Annotated in this window: 17 protein-coding genes; 6 read left to right on the top strand and 11 right to left on the bottom strand. The window is 72.9% G+C overall.

Going from position 1 to position 17,521, the window contains the following annotated elements; all coding sequences use genetic code 11:
• Window positions 1-17 precede the first annotated feature (17 nt).
• The 4 genes from ACZ6B8_RS00595 to efeO form a co-directional block, all read right to left on the bottom strand.
• Window positions 18-356: a hypothetical protein gene (locus ACZ6B8_RS00595; RefSeq protein ID WP_471074901.1), complete on the bottom strand. Its 339-nt coding sequence runs from the start codon at window positions 354-356 to the stop codon at window positions 18-20.
• A 76-nt stretch (window positions 357-432) separates the two neighbouring features.
• Window positions 433-1,293, bottom strand: coding sequence for an iron uptake transporter permease EfeU (gene efeU / locus ACZ6B8_RS00590; RefSeq protein ID WP_471605838.1), 861 nt, complete (start codon window positions 1,291-1,293; stop codon window positions 433-435).
• A gap of 4 nt (window positions 1,294-1,297) precedes the next feature.
• Entirely contained in the window at window positions 1,298-2,593 is a 1,296-nt protein-coding gene (gene efeB, locus ACZ6B8_RS00585) for an iron uptake transporter deferrochelatase/peroxidase subunit (protein WP_471074907.1), read from the bottom strand.
• Window positions 2,594-2,621: 28 nt separating this feature from the next.
• Window positions 2,622-3,785 carry an iron uptake system protein EfeO gene (gene efeO / locus ACZ6B8_RS00580; protein ID WP_471606434.1) on the bottom strand — a complete coding sequence of 388 codons (1,164 nt, stop codon included), beginning with the start codon at window positions 3,783-3,785 and terminating at the stop codon, window positions 2,622-2,624.
• 231 nt (window positions 3,786-4,016) lie between these two features.
• On the opposite strand from efeO, the gene ACZ6B8_RS00575 reads away from it, so the two are divergent.
• Window positions 4,017-4,709 (top strand): PhzF family phenazine biosynthesis protein, encoded by a 693-nt coding sequence (locus ACZ6B8_RS00575; RefSeq protein ID WP_471074910.1) that lies wholly within the window; start codon window positions 4,017-4,019, stop codon window positions 4,707-4,709.
• Between the two features lie 78 nt (window positions 4,710-4,787).
• Here the strand turns inward: ACZ6B8_RS00575 and ACZ6B8_RS00570 are convergent, their stop codons facing one another.
• Together ACZ6B8_RS00570 and map are read right to left on the bottom strand one after the other, a co-directional pair.
• Window positions 4,788-5,456: a biliverdin-producing heme oxygenase gene (locus ACZ6B8_RS00570; protein ID WP_471074913.1), complete on the bottom strand. Its 669-nt coding sequence runs from the start codon at window positions 5,454-5,456 to the stop codon at window positions 4,788-4,790.
• 145 nt (window positions 5,457-5,601) lie between these two features.
• Window positions 5,602-6,459 (bottom strand): type I methionyl aminopeptidase, encoded by an 858-nt coding sequence (map, locus tag ACZ6B8_RS00565; protein WP_471074916.1) that lies wholly within the window; start codon window positions 6,457-6,459, stop codon window positions 5,602-5,604.
• 103 nt (window positions 6,460-6,562) lie between these two features.
• Here map and ACZ6B8_RS00560 point away from each other — a divergent pair, with 103 nt between their 5' ends.
• Window positions 6,563-6,790 carry a hypothetical protein gene (locus tag ACZ6B8_RS00560; protein ID WP_471074919.1) on the top strand — a complete coding sequence of 76 codons (228 nt, stop codon included), beginning with the start codon at window positions 6,563-6,565 and terminating at the stop codon, window positions 6,788-6,790.
• Window positions 6,791-6,935: 145 nt separating this feature from the next.
• Here the strand turns inward: ACZ6B8_RS00560 and ACZ6B8_RS00555 are convergent, their stop codons facing one another.
• Both ACZ6B8_RS00555 and ACZ6B8_RS00550 read right to left on the bottom strand, forming a co-directional pair.
• A complete protein-coding gene (locus ACZ6B8_RS00555) occupies window positions 6,936-8,240 on the bottom strand; it encodes an MFS transporter (protein WP_471605837.1) in 1,305 nt (434 codons plus the stop codon).
• A 90-nt stretch (window positions 8,241-8,330) separates the two neighbouring features.
• A complete protein-coding gene (locus tag ACZ6B8_RS00550; protein WP_471074924.1) occupies window positions 8,331-8,933 on the bottom strand; it encodes a hypothetical protein in 603 nt (200 codons plus the stop codon).
• Between the two features lie 79 nt (window positions 8,934-9,012).
• Here ACZ6B8_RS00550 and ACZ6B8_RS00545 point away from each other — a divergent pair, with 79 nt between their 5' ends.
• The 3 genes from ACZ6B8_RS00545 to ACZ6B8_RS00535 all read left to right on the top strand — a co-directional run bounded on the left by ACZ6B8_RS00545 (window position 9,013) and on the right by ACZ6B8_RS00535 (window position 11,228).
• Window positions 9,013-10,122: a sialidase family protein gene (locus tag ACZ6B8_RS00545; protein ID WP_471605836.1), complete on the top strand. Its 1,110-nt coding sequence runs from the start codon at window positions 9,013-9,015 to the stop codon at window positions 10,120-10,122.
• 9 nt (window positions 10,123-10,131) lie between these two features.
• Complete coding sequence (gene npdG / locus ACZ6B8_RS00540) at window positions 10,132-10,860, top strand: NADPH-dependent F420 reductase (protein WP_471074928.1); 729 nt, start codon at window positions 10,132-10,134, stop codon at window positions 10,858-10,860.
• Window positions 10,861-11,009: 149 nt separating this feature from the next.
• Window positions 11,010-11,228 carry a hypothetical protein gene (locus tag ACZ6B8_RS00535; protein ID WP_471074930.1) on the top strand — a complete coding sequence of 73 codons (219 nt, stop codon included), beginning with the start codon at window positions 11,010-11,012 and terminating at the stop codon, window positions 11,226-11,228.
• Here ACZ6B8_RS00535 and ACZ6B8_RS00530 read toward each other — a convergent pair.
• Window positions 11,218-12,027, bottom strand: a complete 810-nt coding sequence (locus ACZ6B8_RS00530) for a site-2 protease family protein (RefSeq protein ID WP_471074932.1) — start codon at window positions 12,025-12,027, stop codon at window positions 11,218-11,220. The genes ACZ6B8_RS00535 and ACZ6B8_RS00530 overlap by 11 nt on opposite strands.
• Before the next feature lie 172 nt (window positions 12,028-12,199).
• Here ACZ6B8_RS00530 and ACZ6B8_RS00525 point away from each other — a divergent pair, with 172 nt between their 5' ends.
• Entirely contained in the window at window positions 12,200-15,490 is a 3,291-nt protein-coding gene (locus tag ACZ6B8_RS00525) for an ATP-binding protein (RefSeq protein ID WP_471605835.1), read from the top strand.
• 30 nt (window positions 15,491-15,520) lie between these two features.
• Here ACZ6B8_RS00525 and ACZ6B8_RS00520 read toward each other — a convergent pair whose 3' ends face one another.
• Both ACZ6B8_RS00520 and ACZ6B8_RS00515 read right to left on the bottom strand, forming a co-directional pair.
• A complete protein-coding gene (locus ACZ6B8_RS00520; RefSeq protein ID WP_471074936.1) occupies window positions 15,521-16,348 on the bottom strand; it encodes an ABC transporter permease in 828 nt (275 codons plus the stop codon).
• Window positions 16,345-17,373 (bottom strand): ATP-binding cassette domain-containing protein, encoded by a 1,029-nt coding sequence (locus tag ACZ6B8_RS00515; RefSeq protein WP_471074938.1) that lies wholly within the window; start codon window positions 17,371-17,373, stop codon window positions 16,345-16,347. The genes ACZ6B8_RS00520 and ACZ6B8_RS00515 overlap by 4 nt, the downstream gene beginning before the upstream one ends.
• Window positions 17,374-17,521 lie beyond the last annotated feature (148 nt).

The raw sequence follows: 17,521 nt of genomic DNA, 5'->3' as shown, positions 1-17,521 counted from the left end.
GGGGTGCGCCGTGCGGGTCAGCTCTCCTGGAGGAGCTGCGCGTTGACCCAGCCGCGCTTGCTCGTGCGGGGCAGGTCGCCGTAGTACCACTGGGTGTTGCGCTTGATCGTGTAGCAGCGCACGTAGACCTGGTCGAACCACTGCAGGCTCTTGACCTTGCTGTAGCTGCCGCCGGGGCCCGAGTGCGCGGTGGCGCCCACGTTGATGACCATCATGTTGTGGTTCTTCACGTTCTTGGTGCAGGCGCTGCCGCCGACCGCGGAGGCGGCCGGCGCCGTCATGAGCGAGGCGCCGAGCGCCACGGCGGTCGCCGCGGTCAGCGTGGCAAGGCTCTTCCCGAAACGGGAGGTTCGCATGGGGGGAATCCTCGGATGTCGATCAACAGGTGAACGACGATCATAGGCACGGCAGTTCGAGCCCCGAGGACCCCGGTCACCCCTGTTCCGGAACTGTTGCCTTCGCCGTCTCCGGCTCCGGCGCCTTGCGCGCGGAGCGGCGCGACGGCGCGAAGAAGAACGCGAGGGTCGGCAGCAGGTACAGCAGCCAGACCACGACCTGGACCACCGTCGGGTCGGGCTGGAAGTTGAGGACGCCCTTCAGGAGCGTGCCGTACCAACTGTCCGGCGGGACGGCTCCGCTGATGTCGAACGCCTTGTCCCGCAGGCCGCCGATGAACTCCGCCTCCTGCAGGTCGTGCACGCCGTACGCGAGGACGCCCGCCGCCACCACGACCAGCATCGCGCCGGTCCAGGTGAAGAACTTCGCGAGATTGATGCGGACCGTGCCCTTGTAGAACAGCCAGCCGAGCGCGACCGCGGTGAGCAGCCCGAGGAGCACGCCGAGCAGCGGCCCGTGCGACCCGTCGTGCGAGGCGCGCACCGAGGCCCACACGAACAGCGCCGTCTCCAGGCCCTCCCGGCCGACCGCGAGGAACGCGGTCGCGACCAGCGCGGCGGTGCCCATCCGCAGCGCCGAGTCCAGCTTGCCGTGCAGCTCGGCCTTGAGGTGCCGTGCGGTGCGCCGCATCCAGAACACCATCCACGTCACCAGGCCGACGGCGACGATCGACAGCGAACCGCCGAGCGCTTCCTGAGCCTCGAACGTCAGCTCCTGCGAGCCGAACGTCAGCGCGCAGCCGAAGCCCAGCGCGAGCGCCACCGCGACACCGATGCCCGTCCAGATGGGCAGCAGGGCGTCGCGCCGCTCCGTCTTGATCAGGTAGGCGATCAGGATGCAGACGACCAGGCTCGCCTCCAGTCCCTCGCGGAGCCCGATCAGATAGTTGCCGAACATCGGCTCACGCCTTTCCGGTGAACAGGCCCCTGCCCCACCAGTCGTCCGCGCCGCGGACGCCCGGCGGGACCGCGAAGACCGCGGAACCCACGTGCTGGATGTACTCGTTGAGCGCGTCGGAGCGCGCCAGACTGCGCTGTACGGGGATGAAGCCCTTGCGGACGTCCCGCTGGTAGGCGAGGAAGAACAGGCCCGCGTCGAGCCGGCCGAGCCCGTCGGTGCCGTCCGTGAAGGAGTAGCCGCGGCGCAGGATCGTCGCGCCGTCGTTGGCCGACGGGTGCGCGAGCCGCACGTGCGCGTCGGGCTTCATCGCCTTCAGGAACGGCTCGTCGTGCTCCTTGGCCTTGCCGACCGGGGCGCCCTCGCCCTTGTCGCGGCCGAACACGTCCTCCTGCTCGCCCAGCGAAGTGCGGTCCCACGTCTCGACGTTCATGCGGATGCGGCGCGCCACCAGGTAGGAGCCGCCGGTCATCCAGGCGGGACCGTCCTTCTCGCCGACCCACACGTGCTTGCCGAGGGCCGTCGCGTCGTCGCCGGAGACATTGCGCGTGCCGTCCTTGAAGCCGAAGAGGTTGCGCGGGGTCTGCGCGCCCGGCGTCGTCGACGACGTCTTGCCGAAGCCCAGTTGGGACCAGCGCACGGCGACCTTGCCGAAGCCGATGCGCGCGAGGTTGCGGATGGCGTGCACCGCGACCTGCGGGTCGTCCGCACAGGCCTGCACGCACAGGTCGCCGCCGCTGCGCGCCTTGTCGAGGTTGTCGCCGGGGAACTTGGGGAGGTCCACCAGCGCCTCGGGCCGCCGGCCGGCGAGCCCGAACTTCTCGAACAGGGACGGCCCGAAGCCGACCGTGAGGGTCAGCCGGGACGGCTTGAGGCCGAGCGCCTCGCCGGTGTCGTCCGGCGGGGCCTCGGCGAGTCCGCCGTACGCGCCCTCACCGACCGTGTGCCCCGCGGTCATCCGCGCCGCGGCCCGCGTCCAGTCCTTCAGGAGCCGCACGAACTCCTCGCGGTCGTCCGTCGTCACGTCGAACGCGGCGAAGTGCAGCCGGTCCTGGACGGCGGTCGCGATGCCTGCCTGGTGCGCGCCGTGGAAGGCGACGGCGGCCCCCGCGTCGGCGGCGGGCGCCACGTCGTCGTCGGAGCGGGCCATCGCCACCGCGCCGCCGGCCGCGGCCGCGCCGAGCGCGAGCCCCGCGCCGCCCCAGCCGAGCAGCGAGCGCCGCGACGGCGCGGCGGCGCCGCCCGTACCCGGGGCGGCGCCGGAGGTGTCACGGGCATCGCCCGCGGTGGTCTCAGCCATGGTGTCCCCTGACGCTGCTTCCCTGCCGCTACTTGGCCCCGGCGACCGTGGCCGCCAGCTTGGACAGCGGCTCCGCCAGCGCGTTCACGCCGTCGGCCAGTTCCTTGGTGTCCGCCTTGCCGAGCTTGTCGTACGAGGTGAACCGGTAGGAGCCCGCGCCGCCTTCGCGGTACTTCTCCAGGAGCTCGTCGAGCGCGGCGAACTGCTTGTCGAGCTCCTTGGCGAGCTTCGGGTCCTGCTCGGCGGCGACCGGCTTGAGCAGCTGGTAGGCCTTCTCCGCGCCCTCGACGTTGGCCTTGAAGTCGACCAGGTCGGTGTGCGAGTAGCGCTCCTCCTCGCCGGTGACCTTGCCGGTGGCGACCTCGTCGAGGAGCTCCTTGGCGCCGTTGGCCATCGAGGTCGGGGTGATCTCGGCCCTGCCGACCCGCCGCTGCCAGTCCAGGAGGTCCTTGTCGAGCCCGGTGGCGAGGTCCTTCTCCCGCGCGCCGATCTTCTTGTCCTTCCACAGCGCCCGCTCCAGGCGGTGCCAGCCCGTCCAGTCCCTCTCGGGGTCCTGGTCGTCGGCGAGGCCGTCCTCGCGGACGTCGACCTTCGGGTCGATGTTCCCGAAGGACTCGGCGACCGGCTCGGTGCGCTCCCAGCCGATGCGGGAGTCGGCGTACGCCTTCTTCGCGGCGGCCAGGTCGCCCTTGCGCACGGCGTCGGTGAAGACCTTCACCTTGGGCAGCGTCTCGTCGGCCTGCGCCTGCACGTAGGAGCGGTAGCCGGCGACGGCCTTGTCCAGGCGCGGGTCACGCTTGGCGGTCGTGCCGCCCGCGACGGTGACCTTCTGCCGGATGCCGTCGCCCTTCATGCCGGGCTTGCAGGCGATCTCGTACGAGCCGGCCTTCACCTCGGCCGTCAGCCGCTGCTCGGTGCCGGGGCCGATGTTCTCGCGCTCGCTGACGATGCGGTCGTCGGGGAAGAGCAGGTAGACCTCGGTGACCTTGGAACCCTTGTTCTCGATGGCCAGCTCGACGTGTCCGGCGGACAGCTTCGTCTTCGAGACCCGGCACGCGTCGTCGGAGGCGGTCACGCGCACGCTGCTCGCGCCGTCGCTCTTGCCGTCGCTCTTCTCCGTGCAGCCCGTGACGGCGGTCAGGGCCGCCGCGGTGGCGACGGCGGTGACGACGGACAGGCGGGCGGGTCGCACGGGTCGCATACGGGCTCCAAGGACAGGTCACGGGCGGGGCCGTCCCCACCGCAGGCGGGTGAGGCCGACCTAACTTAACCGACCCTTACCTCGGTGATACCCGCCTTGCCCGTGATTCAGCTCTCACGCCCCGACCCCCGCTCACGGGCCGATCACGGGAGCCTGATGGGCGCCCCATGGCCGGGTAAAGCACCGGTCAAGGGCGAGGTGGTGTGGTGTTTCCATGCCCGGGTGACTGAACCCCTCGACGCCCGCGCACCCTTCGACGCCCCTGTATCCGTCGACGCCCATGGCCCCGTCGACGTGGTCCGGGTCTTCTGCGGTCCCGACGGTCGGCACGGCAACGCACTCGGTGTCGTACGCGACGGGGCCCGCACGCCCGCCCGGGAGGACCGCCAGGCACTGGCGGCGGAACTCGGCCACAGCGAGACGGTGTTCGTCGACGACCCCGAGCGCGGCGTCATCGACATCTACACCCCCACCCTGCGCCTGCCCTTCGCGGGCCACCCCTGCGTCGGCACGGCGTGGCTGCTCGACGTCCCCGAACTCGTCACGCCCGCGGGGCTGGTGGAGGCCCGCCAGGACGGCGAATTCACCTGGATCACCGCGCGCGCGGACTGGGCGCCGCCGAGGACGCTGCGGCGGTACGCGACGGCGGCGGAGGTCGACGCGCTCCCCGTGCCGGAGCCGGGCGACTGGATCTACGCCTGGGCCTGGCAGGACGAGGCGGCGGGCCGGGTACGGGCCAGGGCCTTCCCCGGCCGGGGCGACGGCATCGACGAGGACGAGGCGACGGGCGCGGCGGCGCTCCTGCTCACCCGCGAACTGGGCCGGGCCCTCAACATCGCCCAAGGCGCAGGCTCCCAGCTCCTGACGGCACCGGGCCCGGGCGGGGTGATCGAGGTGGGGGGCCGGTGCAGGTGAGGTCGGCCCCTCCGGCGTTCGAGGAGCGGGGGCCCGGGGGCGGAACCCCCGAGACGGCTCCCCGCCGGGCGCTCCCCGTCAGGCGCTCAGCGGAAACGCGTCCCCCAGCTCACGAAAGACCCGCGTATTGAAAGCGAAAGCGCGCCCACACTCGTCGACGATCCGCTTCCGCTCCAGCTCGTCCGGCACCACCGTGTCGATCCCGTCCAGCAGTGCGCGGTAACTCCGCTTGAACGCGGCCGGGTTGGCTATCCCCTCGAACACGTAGAACCGCACGCCGTCGCCCTTGCGGTGGAAGCCCCAGGCCCGTTCCGCCTTGCCGCGGATGATCTGGCCGCCGGAGAGGTCGCCGAGGTAGCGCGTGTAGTGGTGGGCGACATAGCCGCCGGGCCAGGTGCGGGCGCACTCCTCGATCCGCGCCGCGTACGCCGCCGTGGCGGGCAGCGGGGTGAGCCCCTCGCGCCACTCCGGGCCCCGCAGATGCGTCAGGTCGCGCTCCAGCTCGCCCACCCGCTCCAGCTCGGGGCGGAGGAAAGGTCCGGCGACGGGGTCCTCGCGCAGGGCCTCCGCGCCGTCCTCCAGGGCGCGGTACACGAACCAGAGCTGTTCCGTGTAGCGCGTGTAGGCGTCGACGCCGAGCCTGCCGCCGAGCAGGTCGCTCATGAAGGTCGAGGTCTCCGCCTCCGTGTGCTGTTCGTGCGACGCGGTGCGGATGACGGTCGAGAAGGGCGTGGGCGCCGTGTCCATGCGGGCCTCCAAAGGGGAGCCGAGGGGTGACGGGATGGCGGGAACCGGTGCGACCTCTGCAGATCATGGCAAGTTAGGCTTACCTAAGTCAACTGGTTCCCGACATCCTGTCGGTAAGAGCTACCCGTTCTCGGCCGCGCGGAACTCAGGGCAGCGTGAGGATCTCCGCCCCGGTGTCCGTCACCACCAGCGTGTGCTCGAACTGCGCGGTGCGCTTGCGGTCCTTGGTGACGACGGTCCAGCCGTCCTCCCACATGTCGTACTCGTGCGTGCCGAGGGTCAGCATCGGCTCGATCGTGAACGTCATGCCGGGCTGGATCACCGTGGTGGCGTGCGGGCTGTCGTAGTGCGGGACGATCAGGCCGGAGTGGAAGGACGAGTTGATGCCGTGACCGGTGAAGTCGCGCACGACGCCGTAGCCGAAGCGCTTGGCGTACGACTCGATGACCCGCCCGATGATGTTGATCTGGCGGCCGGGCCTGACCGCCTTGATGGCGCGGGCGAGCGACTCCCTGGTCCGCTCGACGAGCAGCCTGGACTCCTCGTCGACGTCGCCGACGAGGTAGGTGGCGTTGTTGTCGCCGTGCACGCCGCCGATGTACGCCGTGACGTCGAGGTTGATGATGTCGCCGTCGTTCAGGACGGTGGAGTCGGGGATCCCGTGGCAGATGACCTCGTTGACCGAGCTGCACAGCGACTTCGGGAAGCCGCGGTAGCCCAGCGTCGACGGGTAGGCACCGTGGTCGCACATGTACGCGTGCGCGACGCGGTCCAGCTCGTCGGTGGTCACCCCCGGCGCGATGTGCTTGGCCGCCTCCTCCATGGCGCGGGCGGCGATGCGACCCGCGGTGCGCATCAGCTCGATGGTCTCGGGGGTCTGCACCTCGGGCCCCGTGTACGGGGTCGGGGCGGGCTTTCCGACGTACTCGGGGCGCCTGATGCTGCCGGGTACGGAACGGGTGGGGGAGAGCTCCCCTGGGACGAGCAGTGACTGGCCAGACATGCCAGCGAGTCTAGCCAGCCGTGGTGGGGCAGCATGTCTCACAGAGAACGGGACCTGATCGGACCTGATCGGGCCTGATCAGGACGGAAGGAGCGAGCGGGGAATGGCGCTGTTCAAGAAGAAGACGGCCGGCAAGCCGGGCGAGTGGTTCTACTGCCTGGAGCACCAGAAGGTCGAGGAGGGCCCGGACTGCCCCGGCAAGGACCGCATGGGCCCCTACACGTCGCGCGAGGAGGCGCAGCACGCGATGGAGACCGCTCAGGAGCGGAACCTTCAGTGGGATACGGATCCTCGCTGGCACGACTCCGCTGCGCGGGGCGAGGACGACTGACCCCTTGCCGGGGTCGGGGGCCCGGGGGCCGGGGGCCGGGGGGCGCGAGGGCCCGGGGCTCCGGGGGGCTTCGCCGCTCCGCGGCGGGTTTTCCCACCCACCACCCGTCTACCCCGCACCGTCGCGTCGGCGTGCGGGCTCCTCGTCAGGGTGTCAGGGCGTTGCCGGTTCGGGGGGCGGGGGTCGGGGGTGGCTGGGTGCCGGCGCGGCGGCGTTCCGCGTCGGGGTCCGTCCTCGCGTCGTACGAGATGAGGCGGGGGAGTGTCGCCGCCAGGACGCCGACCGAGGCCACGCAGGCCAGCCCGCCCGACCAGATCGCGGACCGCGTGCCTGTCCAGCCCGCCGCCGCGCCCGCGCGGACCTGGCCCAGCTGGGGGCCGACGCTGTAGGAGAGGACCTCGATCCCGGCGAGCCGCCCGCGCAGCTCGTCGGGGATGGTCTGGTTCCAGATGGTGGAGCGGCCCAGGCCGCTCGCCATGTCGCCCGCGCCCGCGAGCGCCAGACAGCCGAGCACCACCCAGATGTTCGTGAACCACCCCGCCGACGTGATCGCCAGGCCCCAGCCCGCCGCCCCGCACACCACCAGCAGCCCGTGCCGGCGCACCCGTGACGTCCACCCACTGGTGATGCTGAACAGCAGCGAGCCCACCGCCCCGGCCGCGTACATCAGGCCGAGCGCCCACTCCGCGTCCAGGTCGTCCGCGAGGAACGGGAAGATCGTGTTCGGGAAGGCGAAGAACATCGCCGCCATGTCGATCGCGTACGTGCCCAGCAGCACCGGCCGCGACCACGCGTACCGCGCCCCCTCCGCCAGGCCCTTCAGCGACGGCTTCTCCGCGTCGTGCGCGGCGGGCGCGGGGGAGAGGCGGGTGCACAGCAGGACGGAGACGGTGAAGCACGCGATCGTGATCGCGTACGCGGACGCGTGTCCGGCGTACGCGACGACCAGGCCCGCGAGCGAGGGGCCGGCGATGGCCCCCACGTTCCAGCGCAGCGAGTTCAGCGCCGCGGCCGCTGTCAGCTGGTCGTGCGGCACGATCCGGGCCATCAGCGAGTCCAGGGCGGGCCGCTGGAGCCCGGAGAGCGCGGAGACGCCGGCCGCGACCACGTAGAGCGGCCAGAGCATCGGGTCCGGCAGCAGCGCGTTCACCAGCAGGATCACGGCCAGTACGCCGAGCGCCGCCTCGGTCAGCAGGATCACCTTGCGCCGGTCGACGGCGTCGGCCAGCGCGCCGCCGTACAGCCCGAAGACGATCAGCGGGACGAGCTCGACCGCGCCCATCGCGCCGACCGCGACCGGCGAGTCCGTCAACTCCTTGATCTGCAGCGGCAGCGCGACCATCGCCATGAAACTGCCGAAGTACGTGACGAGACCCTGGACCCACAGCAGACGGAAGTCGCGGGTGGAACGCCAGGGGGAGAGGTCGGGCAGTATCGCGGAGAGTGGCACGAGAAGCCATGTTCTGCGGCGACGGCCGGAGCGGGCAACCGAATTTCGCCAGGCCGGGGTAGGGCGGAGTGGGGCGGGGCGCGGTGTCCGTCACCACCGCGTCGGCGGGGGCGACGTCAGCTGGTCGGCGAGGCGGGACAGGCGGTCGCGCAGGCGTCGGCGGCCGCGCGGCTGCGGCAGCGCGTTCTCACCGGCCGCCGCGCTCACCAGATGCTGGACCGTGTCGAGGTCCAGGTCGGGCGTCTGCGGCACGGCGAGCGCCTCGTGCGCCAGGGCGGCCAGGTCGCGGTCGCCGGAGCCGAGCGCGAGGACCGTCGTCCCGGCCCGGCGCGCGTCGTGCACCCGGGTGAGCAGCTCCGCGTCCGGCGCGTCCGGCGCCACCACGAGCAGCGTCTCGCCGCGCCGCGCCGCCTCGATCCGGCCGAGCCCGGTCGACAGATGGGCCGGATCCGCGGCCAGCACCCGGTGGCGGACCAGCGTCGGGGCGAGCTCCGGGGTGCCGGACCAGGCGGCCTCGTCCACCAGATGCGCGGCCAGGTGCCACGGTTCGTACGCCGCCGTGCCGACCAGGAGCAGCCCGCCGCCGTGCGGCACGACGGAGGACCGCAGCGTCCCCGCGAAGCGGCGGGTGGCGCCGAGCCACTCGGTCCCGGCGAGCACTTCGCGCAGCAGCGCGACCCGTACGGCGTCCATGGCGTCGCATCCTGCCCCAACGGGCCACTCTTGGCCCGGAGTTCACCGCGAATTCCCCCGGAGCGGGGAAGGCCAGGGGATGACCTTTGAGACGTCTGTTCCCTTCCGGGCCGGCCGCGAGGGCTACGCGAGCTTCCGCATCCCGGCCGTCGTCACCACCGCCTCCGGTACCGTCCTCGCCTTCTGCGAGGGCCGCGTCGGCTCCCAGGCGGACTCCGGCCACATCGACATCGTCCTCAAGCGCTCCGCCGACGGCGGCCGCACCTGGGGCCCGCTCCAGGCCGTCGGCCGCAACGGCACCGACCTCGCGGGCAACCCCGCCCCCGTCGTCCTCGGCACGGGACGCGTCCTCCTCGTCCAGGTCAGGAACGCCGCCGAGGCCACCGAGGACGCCATCCGCCGCGGCACCGTCTCCGCGGCCGACGGGCGCCGCGTCTGGGTCCAGCACAGCGACGACGACGGCCTCACCTGGTCCGCGCCGCGCGAGATCACCGGGCAGGTCAAGCGGCCCGCGTGGCGGTGGTACGCGACCACGCCGGGGCACGCCCTGCGGCTGGCCGGCGAGCACGAGGGCCGCACCGGCCGCGTCGTGGTCCCCGCCAACCACTCCCTGCCGCCGTCCGGAGCGGACAACGGCACCGAGGGCAAGTACAACGGCGGGCACTGCCTGCTCAGCGACGACGACGGGGAGACCTGGCGGATCGGCTACGTCGACGACAACACCGACGGCTACGTCAACGTGAACGAGACCACCGCCGCCGAACTCCCCGACGGCACGCTCTACTTCAACACCCGCAACGACTCCCCGTCCCCCGGCAACCGCGCCGACGCCCGCTCGTCCGACGGCGGCGAGAGCCTCACCAAGCCCTTCCGCCCGCAGGCCTCGCTCACCGGCCCCGTCGTCGAGGGCTGCGTGCTGCAGCTCCGCGACCCGGACGAGCTCCTCTTCTCCGGCCCCGCCGACCCCGGCTCCCGCGCGCTGATGACCGTGCGCCGCTCCACCGACGGCGGCACCACCTGGCGGCCCGTCCACACGGTCGACGGACTCCCCGCCGCCTACTCCGACCTGGTGCGCGTCGACGCGGAGACCGTCGGACTGCTCTACGAGACGGGGGACTTCGGCACGTACGAGACCCTCACCTTCCGGCGCATCCCGGTGACCTGCCTGACCGGCGCGACCGATGAGTAAGGTCGCCCCATGACCTCTACAGACAGTGCGCAGAACGCCTCGGAGAAGGCGCCCGCCAAGGCCCCGGCCAAGGACCCCCGGGAGCTGCCGGACGTGTCCGGGCTCGTCGTCGGCGTCCTCGGCGGCACCGGCGACCAGGGCCGCGGCCTCGCCTACCGGCTCGCCCGCGCAGGACAGAAGGTGATCATCGGCTCCCGCGCCGCCGAGCGGGCCAGGACCGCCGCCGAGGAGCTGGGGCTCGGCGTCGAGGGCGCCGAGAACGCGGAGTGCGCGCGGCGCAGCGACATCGTGATCGTCGCCGTGCCGTGGGACGGCCACGGCAAGACCCTCGAAGCGCTGCGCGAGGAGCTGGCCGGCAAGCTCGTCGTCGACTGCGTGAACCCGCTCGGCTTCGACAAGAAGGGCGCGTACGCCCTCAAGCCCGAGGAGGGCAGCGCCGCCGAACAGGCGGCCGCCCTGCTGCCGGACTCCCGCGTCACGGCCGCCTTCCACCACCTCTCGGCCGTCCTCCTCCAGAACCCCGACGTCGAGGAGATCGACACCGACGTCATGGTCCTCGGCGAGAGCCGCGCCGACACCGACCTGGTGCAGGCGCTCGCCGGGCGCATCCCCGGCATGCGCGGCGTCTTCGCCGGCCGGCTGCGCAACGCCCACCAGGTCGAGTCGCTGGTCGCCAACCTGATCTCCGTCAACCGCCGCTACAAGGCGCACGCGGGGCTCCGGGTCACCGACGTGTAGGAGGCCGTGCGGGGGGCCGCGCGGCGGCCCTTCGGGGACGCGTGCGGCGGCGCGGCGGGCATGGGGGACACTGGACGGGTACGCCCGTCACGTGCCATCCCGTCACGGGTACGCCCGCCGCACGCCTCACTCGACAGGAGCCGACCCCCATGCCCCGCCTCGCCGTGTACGCCCTCGTCGTCTGCGCCCTCGCCGTCGCCGCGGCCGTGATCTCCTTCGTACAGGGCAGCTGGCTCGGCGTCGTGTGGGTGCTGCTCGCGGGCCTGTCGTCGAACATGGCCTGGTTCTATCTGCGCCGGGCCAAGGCGCAGCGGGACGCGCTGCGCGGCGCGGCGGCCACCGCGCCGTCCGCGACGCCTACGAACTGAGCCCCGGCGGCGGAGGAACCTCCTGGGAGCCGTCCCAGAACTTGTACAGCGAGTGGCCCCACGAGGTGTCCCACTCGTCGACACCCAGGCCGCGCAGGATCGCGTCCACCGCGTCGAAGAACGTGTGGTTGATCTCCGGGATCCACAGCACGGCGAAGACCGCGAGCAGACCGAACGGGGCGAACGGCTCCACCTGGCGGCGCACCCCGGGCGAGAGCCAGGGCTCGATCACGCCGTAGCCGTCCAGGCCGGGGACGGGCAGGAAGTTCAGGATCGCCGCGGTCACTTGGAGCAGCGCGAGGAACGCGAGCGCGTAGCGGAACGCGGCCGGGACGCCGTCGAGGGCGCCGAGCCAGAACGGTGCCGTGCAGACCACCGCGAAGAGCACGTTCGTGAGCGGGCCCGCGGCCGAGATCAGGCTGTGCTTCCAGCGGCCCCGGATCCGGCCCCGCTCGATGAAGACCGCGCCGCCGGGCAGACCGATGCCGCCCATGATCACGAACAGTACGGGCAGCACGATGCTGAGCAGGGCATGGGTGTAGGCGAGCGGGTTGAGGGTCAGATACCCCTTCGCGCCGATGGAGATGTCGCCGCTGTGCAGGGCGGTACGGGCGTGCGCGTACTCGTGCAGGCAGAGCGAGACGATCCAGGCGGCCGTCACGAAGAGGAAGACGGCGACTCCGGGGTGGTCGGCGAAGCCGGTCCAGGCGGCCCAGCCGGAGACCGCCGCCACGGCGGCGATCCCCAGGAAGACGGGGCTGATCCGCCGGTCGCTGCGGCGGATGGGGGCGGTGGTCATGGGGTGGGGCTCCTGGGGTCCGACGGCCTGGAGTGCCCGACCGTACCGGGCGCACCCGGCCGTACCGATGGCACACGGTGAGAACGTCGCGCGGCGGGGCGCGGGTTCCGGGTGCCGGCCCGCCCGAACACCCGCCCCACCCGATCCGCCCCGCGGCAGGGACAATGGGCCGGTGCGTTACCGCGTCCTAGGGCCGACCCGAGCTGTCCGCCCCGACGGAACCCCCGTTTCCGTCGGCGGCGCACGCCTGCGCGCCCTGCTGACGGCCCTCGCCCTCCGGGCGGGCCACACCGTCCCCGCCCCGGCCCTCGTCGACGACGTGTGGGCCGACGAGCCGCCCACCGACGCGACGGGCGCGCTGCAGGCGCTGGTCGGCCGGCTCCGCAGGGCCCTCGGCGCGGACGCCGTCGCCTCGGTGGACGGCGGCTACCGGCTCGACGCGCGCCCCGACGACGTGGACGTCTTCCGCTTCGACCGCCTGGTCGGCGAGGGCTGCCGCGCGCTGGCCGACGGCGACGCCGCGAAGGCCGCCGTCGTCCTGGCCGACGCGCTCGCCCTGTGGACCGGCGAGCCCCTCGCCGACCTGCCCGAACGCAGCGCCGACCGGGCCCGCTGGGACGCCCGCCGCCTCGACGCCCGGCGCGCCGGGGCCGCCGCCGCCCTCGCCCTCGGCCGGGCGGAACAGGTCCTGCCCGAGCTCGTCGAGCTCTGCGACGCCCACCCCCTCGACGAGCCCCTGCAGGCCCTGCGGCTGCGCGCGCTGCGCGACACCGGACGTCCTGCGGAGGCCCTCGACGCGTACGAGCGGGTGCGCCACGACATCGCGGACCGGCTCGGCGCCGACCCGGGCCCCGAACTGCGCGCCCTGCACGAGGAGTTGCTGCGGGGGGCCACCGCCGCCCCCACGCCGCCCCGGGTGCCGGGCAACCTGCGCGCCCGGCTCACCTCCTTCGTCGGCCGCGAGGCCGACATCGACGCGCTGCGCGGCGACCTCGGCCGCTCCCGTCTCGTCACGCTGCTCGGACCCGGCGGCGCCGGCAAGACCCGGCTCTCGCAGGAGGCCGCCGAGGCCGTCGCCGCCGGCCTCCCCGACGGCGTCTGGCTCGCCGAACTCGCCCCCGTCGAGGACCCCGACGACGTCCCCGCCGCCGTCCTCACCGCGCTCGGCGCCCGCGAGACCGTGCTGCGCGGCGCCGGTGCCGAGGAGATGCGGGTCATCTCGGAGCGGCAGGGCGAACACCCCCTCGCCCGCCTCGTCGAGCACTGCGCCGCCCGCCGCATGCTGATCGTCCTCGACAACTGCGAGCACGTCATCGACGCGGCCGCCCGCCTCGCCGACGAGCTCCTCTCCCGCTGCCCGGGCCTCACCATCCTCGCCACCAGCCGCGAACCCCTCGGCGTACCGGGCGAGTCGCTGCGCCCCGTCGAGCCGCTGCCCGAACCCGTCGCGCTGCGGCTCTTCGCCGAGCGGGGCGCCGCCGCGCGGCCCGGCTTCACCGTCGACGCGGACCCGGCGGCCGCCGCCGAGATCTGCCGCAGACTGGACGGTCTGCCGCTCGCCATCGAACTGGCCGCCGCCCGCCTGCGGATGCTCACGCCGCGCCAGATCGCCGACCGCCTGGACGACCGCTTCCGGCTGCTCACCAGCGGCGCCCGTACCGTCCTGCCCCGCCAGCAGACCCTGCGCGCGGTCGTCGACTGGTCCTGGGAACTGCTCGACGAGGCCGAGCGCACCGTCCTGCGGCGCCTCTCGGTCTTCGCGGGCGGCTGCGACCTGACCGCCGCGGAGGACGTCTGCGCCGCCGCCGGGAGCGGCCACGACGTCGCCGATCTGCTCGGCTCGCTCGTCGACAAGTCCCTGGTCGTGGCGGCCCCTTCGCCGGAGACCGGCGGCGGTATGCGCTACCGGCTCCTGGAGACCGTCGCGGAGTACGCGGGCGAGCGCCTCGACGAGGCGGGCGACCGGGCCGCCGCGGGACGCGCGCACCTCGTGCACTACCGCGAGGTCGCGAGAACCACCGACCCGGAGCTGCGCGGCCGCGGCCAGCGCGCCGCCGTGGAGCGGCTCGAGACCGAGTACGAGAACCTGCGCACCGCCCTGCGGCACGCGATCGCCGCCCGCGACGAGGACGAGGCGCTCTGCCTCGTCCTCTCCCTCTCCTGGTACTGGCAGATCCGCGGCCTGCGCCTGGAGACCCGCACCTGGTCCCGCGAGACCATGGCCCTCGGCCCCGACCCCTTCGCCCCGCCCGTCGCCCCCGCGCCCCCGCTGTACGAGCCGTGCACGGCCGCGCCCCCGCCGATGCGCCCCGAGGTCCTTCAGGAGGCCCGCCGCGAGGTGCATCTGCTCCATCTGGCCTGCATGGACATGGACGCGGTGGGACTGTGGCAGACCCCGGCCGCCGAGGAGAAGCTGCGCGGCATCCGGACCGCCTACCGCCCCGGCCTCCCGCAGACCTGTCGGGCCCCCGGCAACCTCTGGTTCTTCGCCGTGCTCCTCGGCGGCGACATGGACGCGCTGCGCGTCTCCGTCGACGAGACCGTCGCCGCCTGCCGCGAACTGGGCCTCGCCTGGGAGCTCGCCGCGGCCCTGCAGATGCGGGCCAACATGCTCGCCAACCGCACCGACTGGGCCGGCGACGCCATCCGTGACGCGGACGAGGCGCTGCGGGTGTTCCAGGAGCTCGGCGACGTGTGGGGGGTCGCCGAGGCGCTCTCCGCGCGCGGCGAGGCGCGCGAGCGGCGCGGTGAACTGGCCCTGGCCGCAGAGGACTTCTGGTCCGCCGTCGACCACGCCGAGCAGCTCGGCGCGCAGGCCCAGGTGGCCCTGCTCAAGGCCCGCCTCGGCTCGCTCATGACGGACGCGCCGGAGCGGCGGGAGGACTTCGAGCGGGGCGAGGCGATGCTGCGGGAGATCATCGCCAACCCCGGCCGCCACCACGCGGGCGAGGCCATGCCCGCCGCCCGGCTCTTCCTCGCCATCGCGCTCGGCCGCACCGGCCGCTTCGCCGAGGCGCGCAAGCAACTCCGCCTGCTGGGCCAGGAGTTCAGCGCCATCGGCTTCGCGGTCTTCGAAGGCTCGGTGCTCGGTATCGGGGCCTGGATCGACACCCTGGACGGCCGGTACGAGGAGAGCGTCGGCAGGGCGCGCACCGCCTTCGACAAGGCGCTCGACCCGCTGTCGCGGATGGTCGCCCCGAACATGGTCTCCGTCCATCTGTGGATCACGGCCCTCGCCCTCTCGGCCGCCGACGCCGCCCGCGCCCGGGACGCGGCGCGGCTGCTCGGGACCGCCGACCGCGAGCTGCCGCCGTGGCACGTCGCGAACACGATGGAGCGGGAGATCCGGGAGGGCGCGGAGCGGCAGGCACGGGCCGCGCTCGGCGCCGACGCGTACGAGGCGGCGTACGCACAGGGCGGCGGGCTCTCCCTGGAGGAGGCCGCCGCCCTGTGCACCCTGTGACGTCGCGGGTCAGTTCTTCGTGCGGACCCGTCAGTTCTTCGTGCGGAACTTGTGGATCGCGATCGGCGCCATCACCAGCGTGAGCGCCACCGACCAGCCGACCGTCACCCACAGGTCGTGGGCGACCGGGCCGCCGACCATCAGACCGCGCGCGGAGTCCGCGAGCGAGGAGAGCGGGTTGTAGTCGGTGAAGCCCTGCAGCCAGCCGGGCATCGACTGCGTCGGCGCGAAGATCGACGAGCCGAACTGCAGCGGCATCAGGACCAGAAAGCCCATCGCCTGCACCGACTGGGCGCTCTTCATCGCGACGCCGAGCACCAGGAAGATCCACATGATGGACGTGCCGAACAGCGCGGAGAGGCCCACGGCGGCGAGCAGACCACCCCAGTTGGTGATGTCGAAGCCCACCAGGACACCGACGATCATCATGATCGTCGTCGCGATGAGCAGCCGCATCAGCTCCACCACGATCTTGGCGAAGAGGACCGAGCCCTGGCCGATCGGCAGGGTCCGGAAGCGGTCCATGATGCCGTTCTGGAAGTCCTGGTTGAAGCCGGTGCCGACCGCCATGGCGATGTTCATGCTCATCATCGCCATCATGCCGGGCACCACGTACTGCACGTACTGGTCCTGGCCGCCGCCGAGCGCCTGCCCGATGGAGCCGCCGAAGACGTAGACGAAGAGCAGGGTGAAGACGATCGGCATGAGGACGGCGTCGAACATCGACTCCGGGTCCTGGCGGATCCACAGCAGGTTGCGGCGGACCAGGGCGCCGGTGTGCCGGACATGGGCGCGCAGGCCGATGCGGGCGTCGTCCTGGCCCGCCTCGAAGGGGGCCGCGAGAGTGGTGGCGCTCATACGGCGACCTCCTCGAGTTCGTTCTCGGTGGGGCGGGCGTCCTGCGGGGCACTGGCCTTCTGGCCGGTGATGGACAGGAACACCTCGTCCAGGCTGGGCAGTTCGGTGGCGATCGAGCCGATCGTGATGCCGCGCGCGGTGACCGCGCCGACCACGGCGGTCAGCTGCTCGTCGCTGAGGATCGGGACGAGGACCGTGCCGGACTCGACGTCGACCGTCGAGGTGGCGAGGCCGGTCAGGCCCAGGTCGTCGAGGGCGTTCGCCAGCGGGCGCAGCTCCAGCGGGTCGGCCGGGCGGACCCGCAGCGTACGGCCGCCGACCTTCGCCTTCAGCTCCTCGATGCCGCCGTTGGCGATGACCTTGCCCCGGTCGATGACGGTCAGCTCGGAGGCCAGCTGCTCGGCCTCCTCCATGTACTGCGTGGTGAGCAGTACGGTCACGCCGTCGCCCACCATCCGCTTGACCTCGGCCCACACCTCGTTACGGGTACGGGGGTCCAGGCCGGTCGTCGGCTCGTCCAGGTAGAGCACGGCCGGGCTGCCGATCATGGACGCCGCGAGGTCGAGCCGGCGGCGCATACCGCCGGAGTACGTGCTCGCGGGCCGCTTGGCCGCGTCGGTGAGCGAGAACCGCTCGAGCAGGCCGTCGGCGCGGGACCGGGCCTCCTTGCGGGACAGGTCGAGCAGCCGCCCGATCATGTAGAGGTTCTCGCGCCCCGACAGCTTCTCGTCCACCGCGGCGTACTGGCCGGTCAGGCCTATCACGCGGCGCAGTTGGCGGGGCTGGCGGAACACGTCGTACCCGGCGACCAGCGCGGTGCCGGAGTCCGGAGTGACGAGGGTGGAGAGGCAGCGTACGAGGGTCGTCTTGCCGGCGCCGTTGGGCCCGAGCACGCCGAGCACGGTGCCCTCGCGCACGTCGAGGTCCACGCCGTCCAGTGCCTTGGTCTCGCCGTAGTGCTTGACCAGTCCCCTTACGGTGACCGCGCTCCCTGCGCCGCCGGGGTTCATGTCGATTCGCGTCATGCGTCATAAGGTGCCAGCTGCCACCGACAAACCACCGACATCCTGCCGACAGGGTCCCGACGGGGTCCCGACGAGGGGTCCGGCCGGTGGTGGGGCGGCCCCTGTCCCGCCGCTTCGCGGCGGATGTATCCCACCCACCCGCCCGTGC

This window comes from Streptomyces sp. NPDC041122 (assembly GCF_055592445.1).
This window is presented reverse-complemented; position numbering and strand designations above follow the sequence as displayed.

Excerpts from the sequence above, each read along its gene's own strand:
- efeB (WP_471074907.1), bottom strand. The coding sequence starts at position 2,593 with ATGGCTGAGACCACCGCGGGCGATGCCCGTGACACCTCCGGCGCCGCC.
- ACZ6B8_RS00550 (WP_471074924.1), bottom strand. The coding sequence starts at position 8,933 with ATGGACGCCGTACGGGTCGCGCTGCTGCGCGAAGTGCTCGCCGGGACC.
- ACZ6B8_RS00515 (WP_471074938.1), bottom strand. The coding sequence starts at position 17,373 with ATGACGCGAATCGACATGAACCCCGGCGGCGCAGGGAGCGCGGTCACC.
- efeU (WP_471605838.1), bottom strand. The coding sequence starts at position 1,293 with ATGTTCGGCAACTATCTGATCGGGCTCCGCGAGGGACTGGAGGCGAGC.
- ACZ6B8_RS00520 (WP_471074936.1), bottom strand. The coding sequence starts at position 16,348 with ATGAGCGCCACCACTCTCGCGGCCCCCTTCGAGGCGGGCCAGGACGAC.
- ACZ6B8_RS00560 (WP_471074919.1), top strand. The coding sequence starts at position 6,563 with ATGGCGCTGTTCAAGAAGAAGACGGCCGGCAAGCCGGGCGAGTGGTTC.
- ACZ6B8_RS00570 (WP_471074913.1), bottom strand. The coding sequence starts at position 5,456 with ATGGACACGGCGCCCACGCCCTTCTCGACCGTCATCCGCACCGCGTCG.
- ACZ6B8_RS00530 (WP_471074932.1), bottom strand. The coding sequence starts at position 12,027 with ATGACCACCGCCCCCATCCGCCGCAGCGACCGGCGGATCAGCCCCGTC.
- ACZ6B8_RS00535 (WP_471074930.1), top strand. The coding sequence starts at position 11,010 with ATGCCCCGCCTCGCCGTGTACGCCCTCGTCGTCTGCGCCCTCGCCGTC.
- npdG (WP_471074928.1), top strand. The coding sequence starts at position 10,132 with ATGACCTCTACAGACAGTGCGCAGAACGCCTCGGAGAAGGCGCCCGCC.
- ACZ6B8_RS00595 (WP_471074901.1), bottom strand. The coding sequence starts at position 356 with ATGCGAACCTCCCGTTTCGGGAAGAGCCTTGCCACGCTGACCGCGGCG.
- map (WP_471074916.1), bottom strand. The coding sequence starts at position 6,459 with ATGTCTGGCCAGTCACTGCTCGTCCCAGGGGAGCTCTCCCCCACCCGT.
- ACZ6B8_RS00545 (WP_471605836.1), top strand. The coding sequence starts at position 9,013 with ATGACCTTTGAGACGTCTGTTCCCTTCCGGGCCGGCCGCGAGGGCTAC.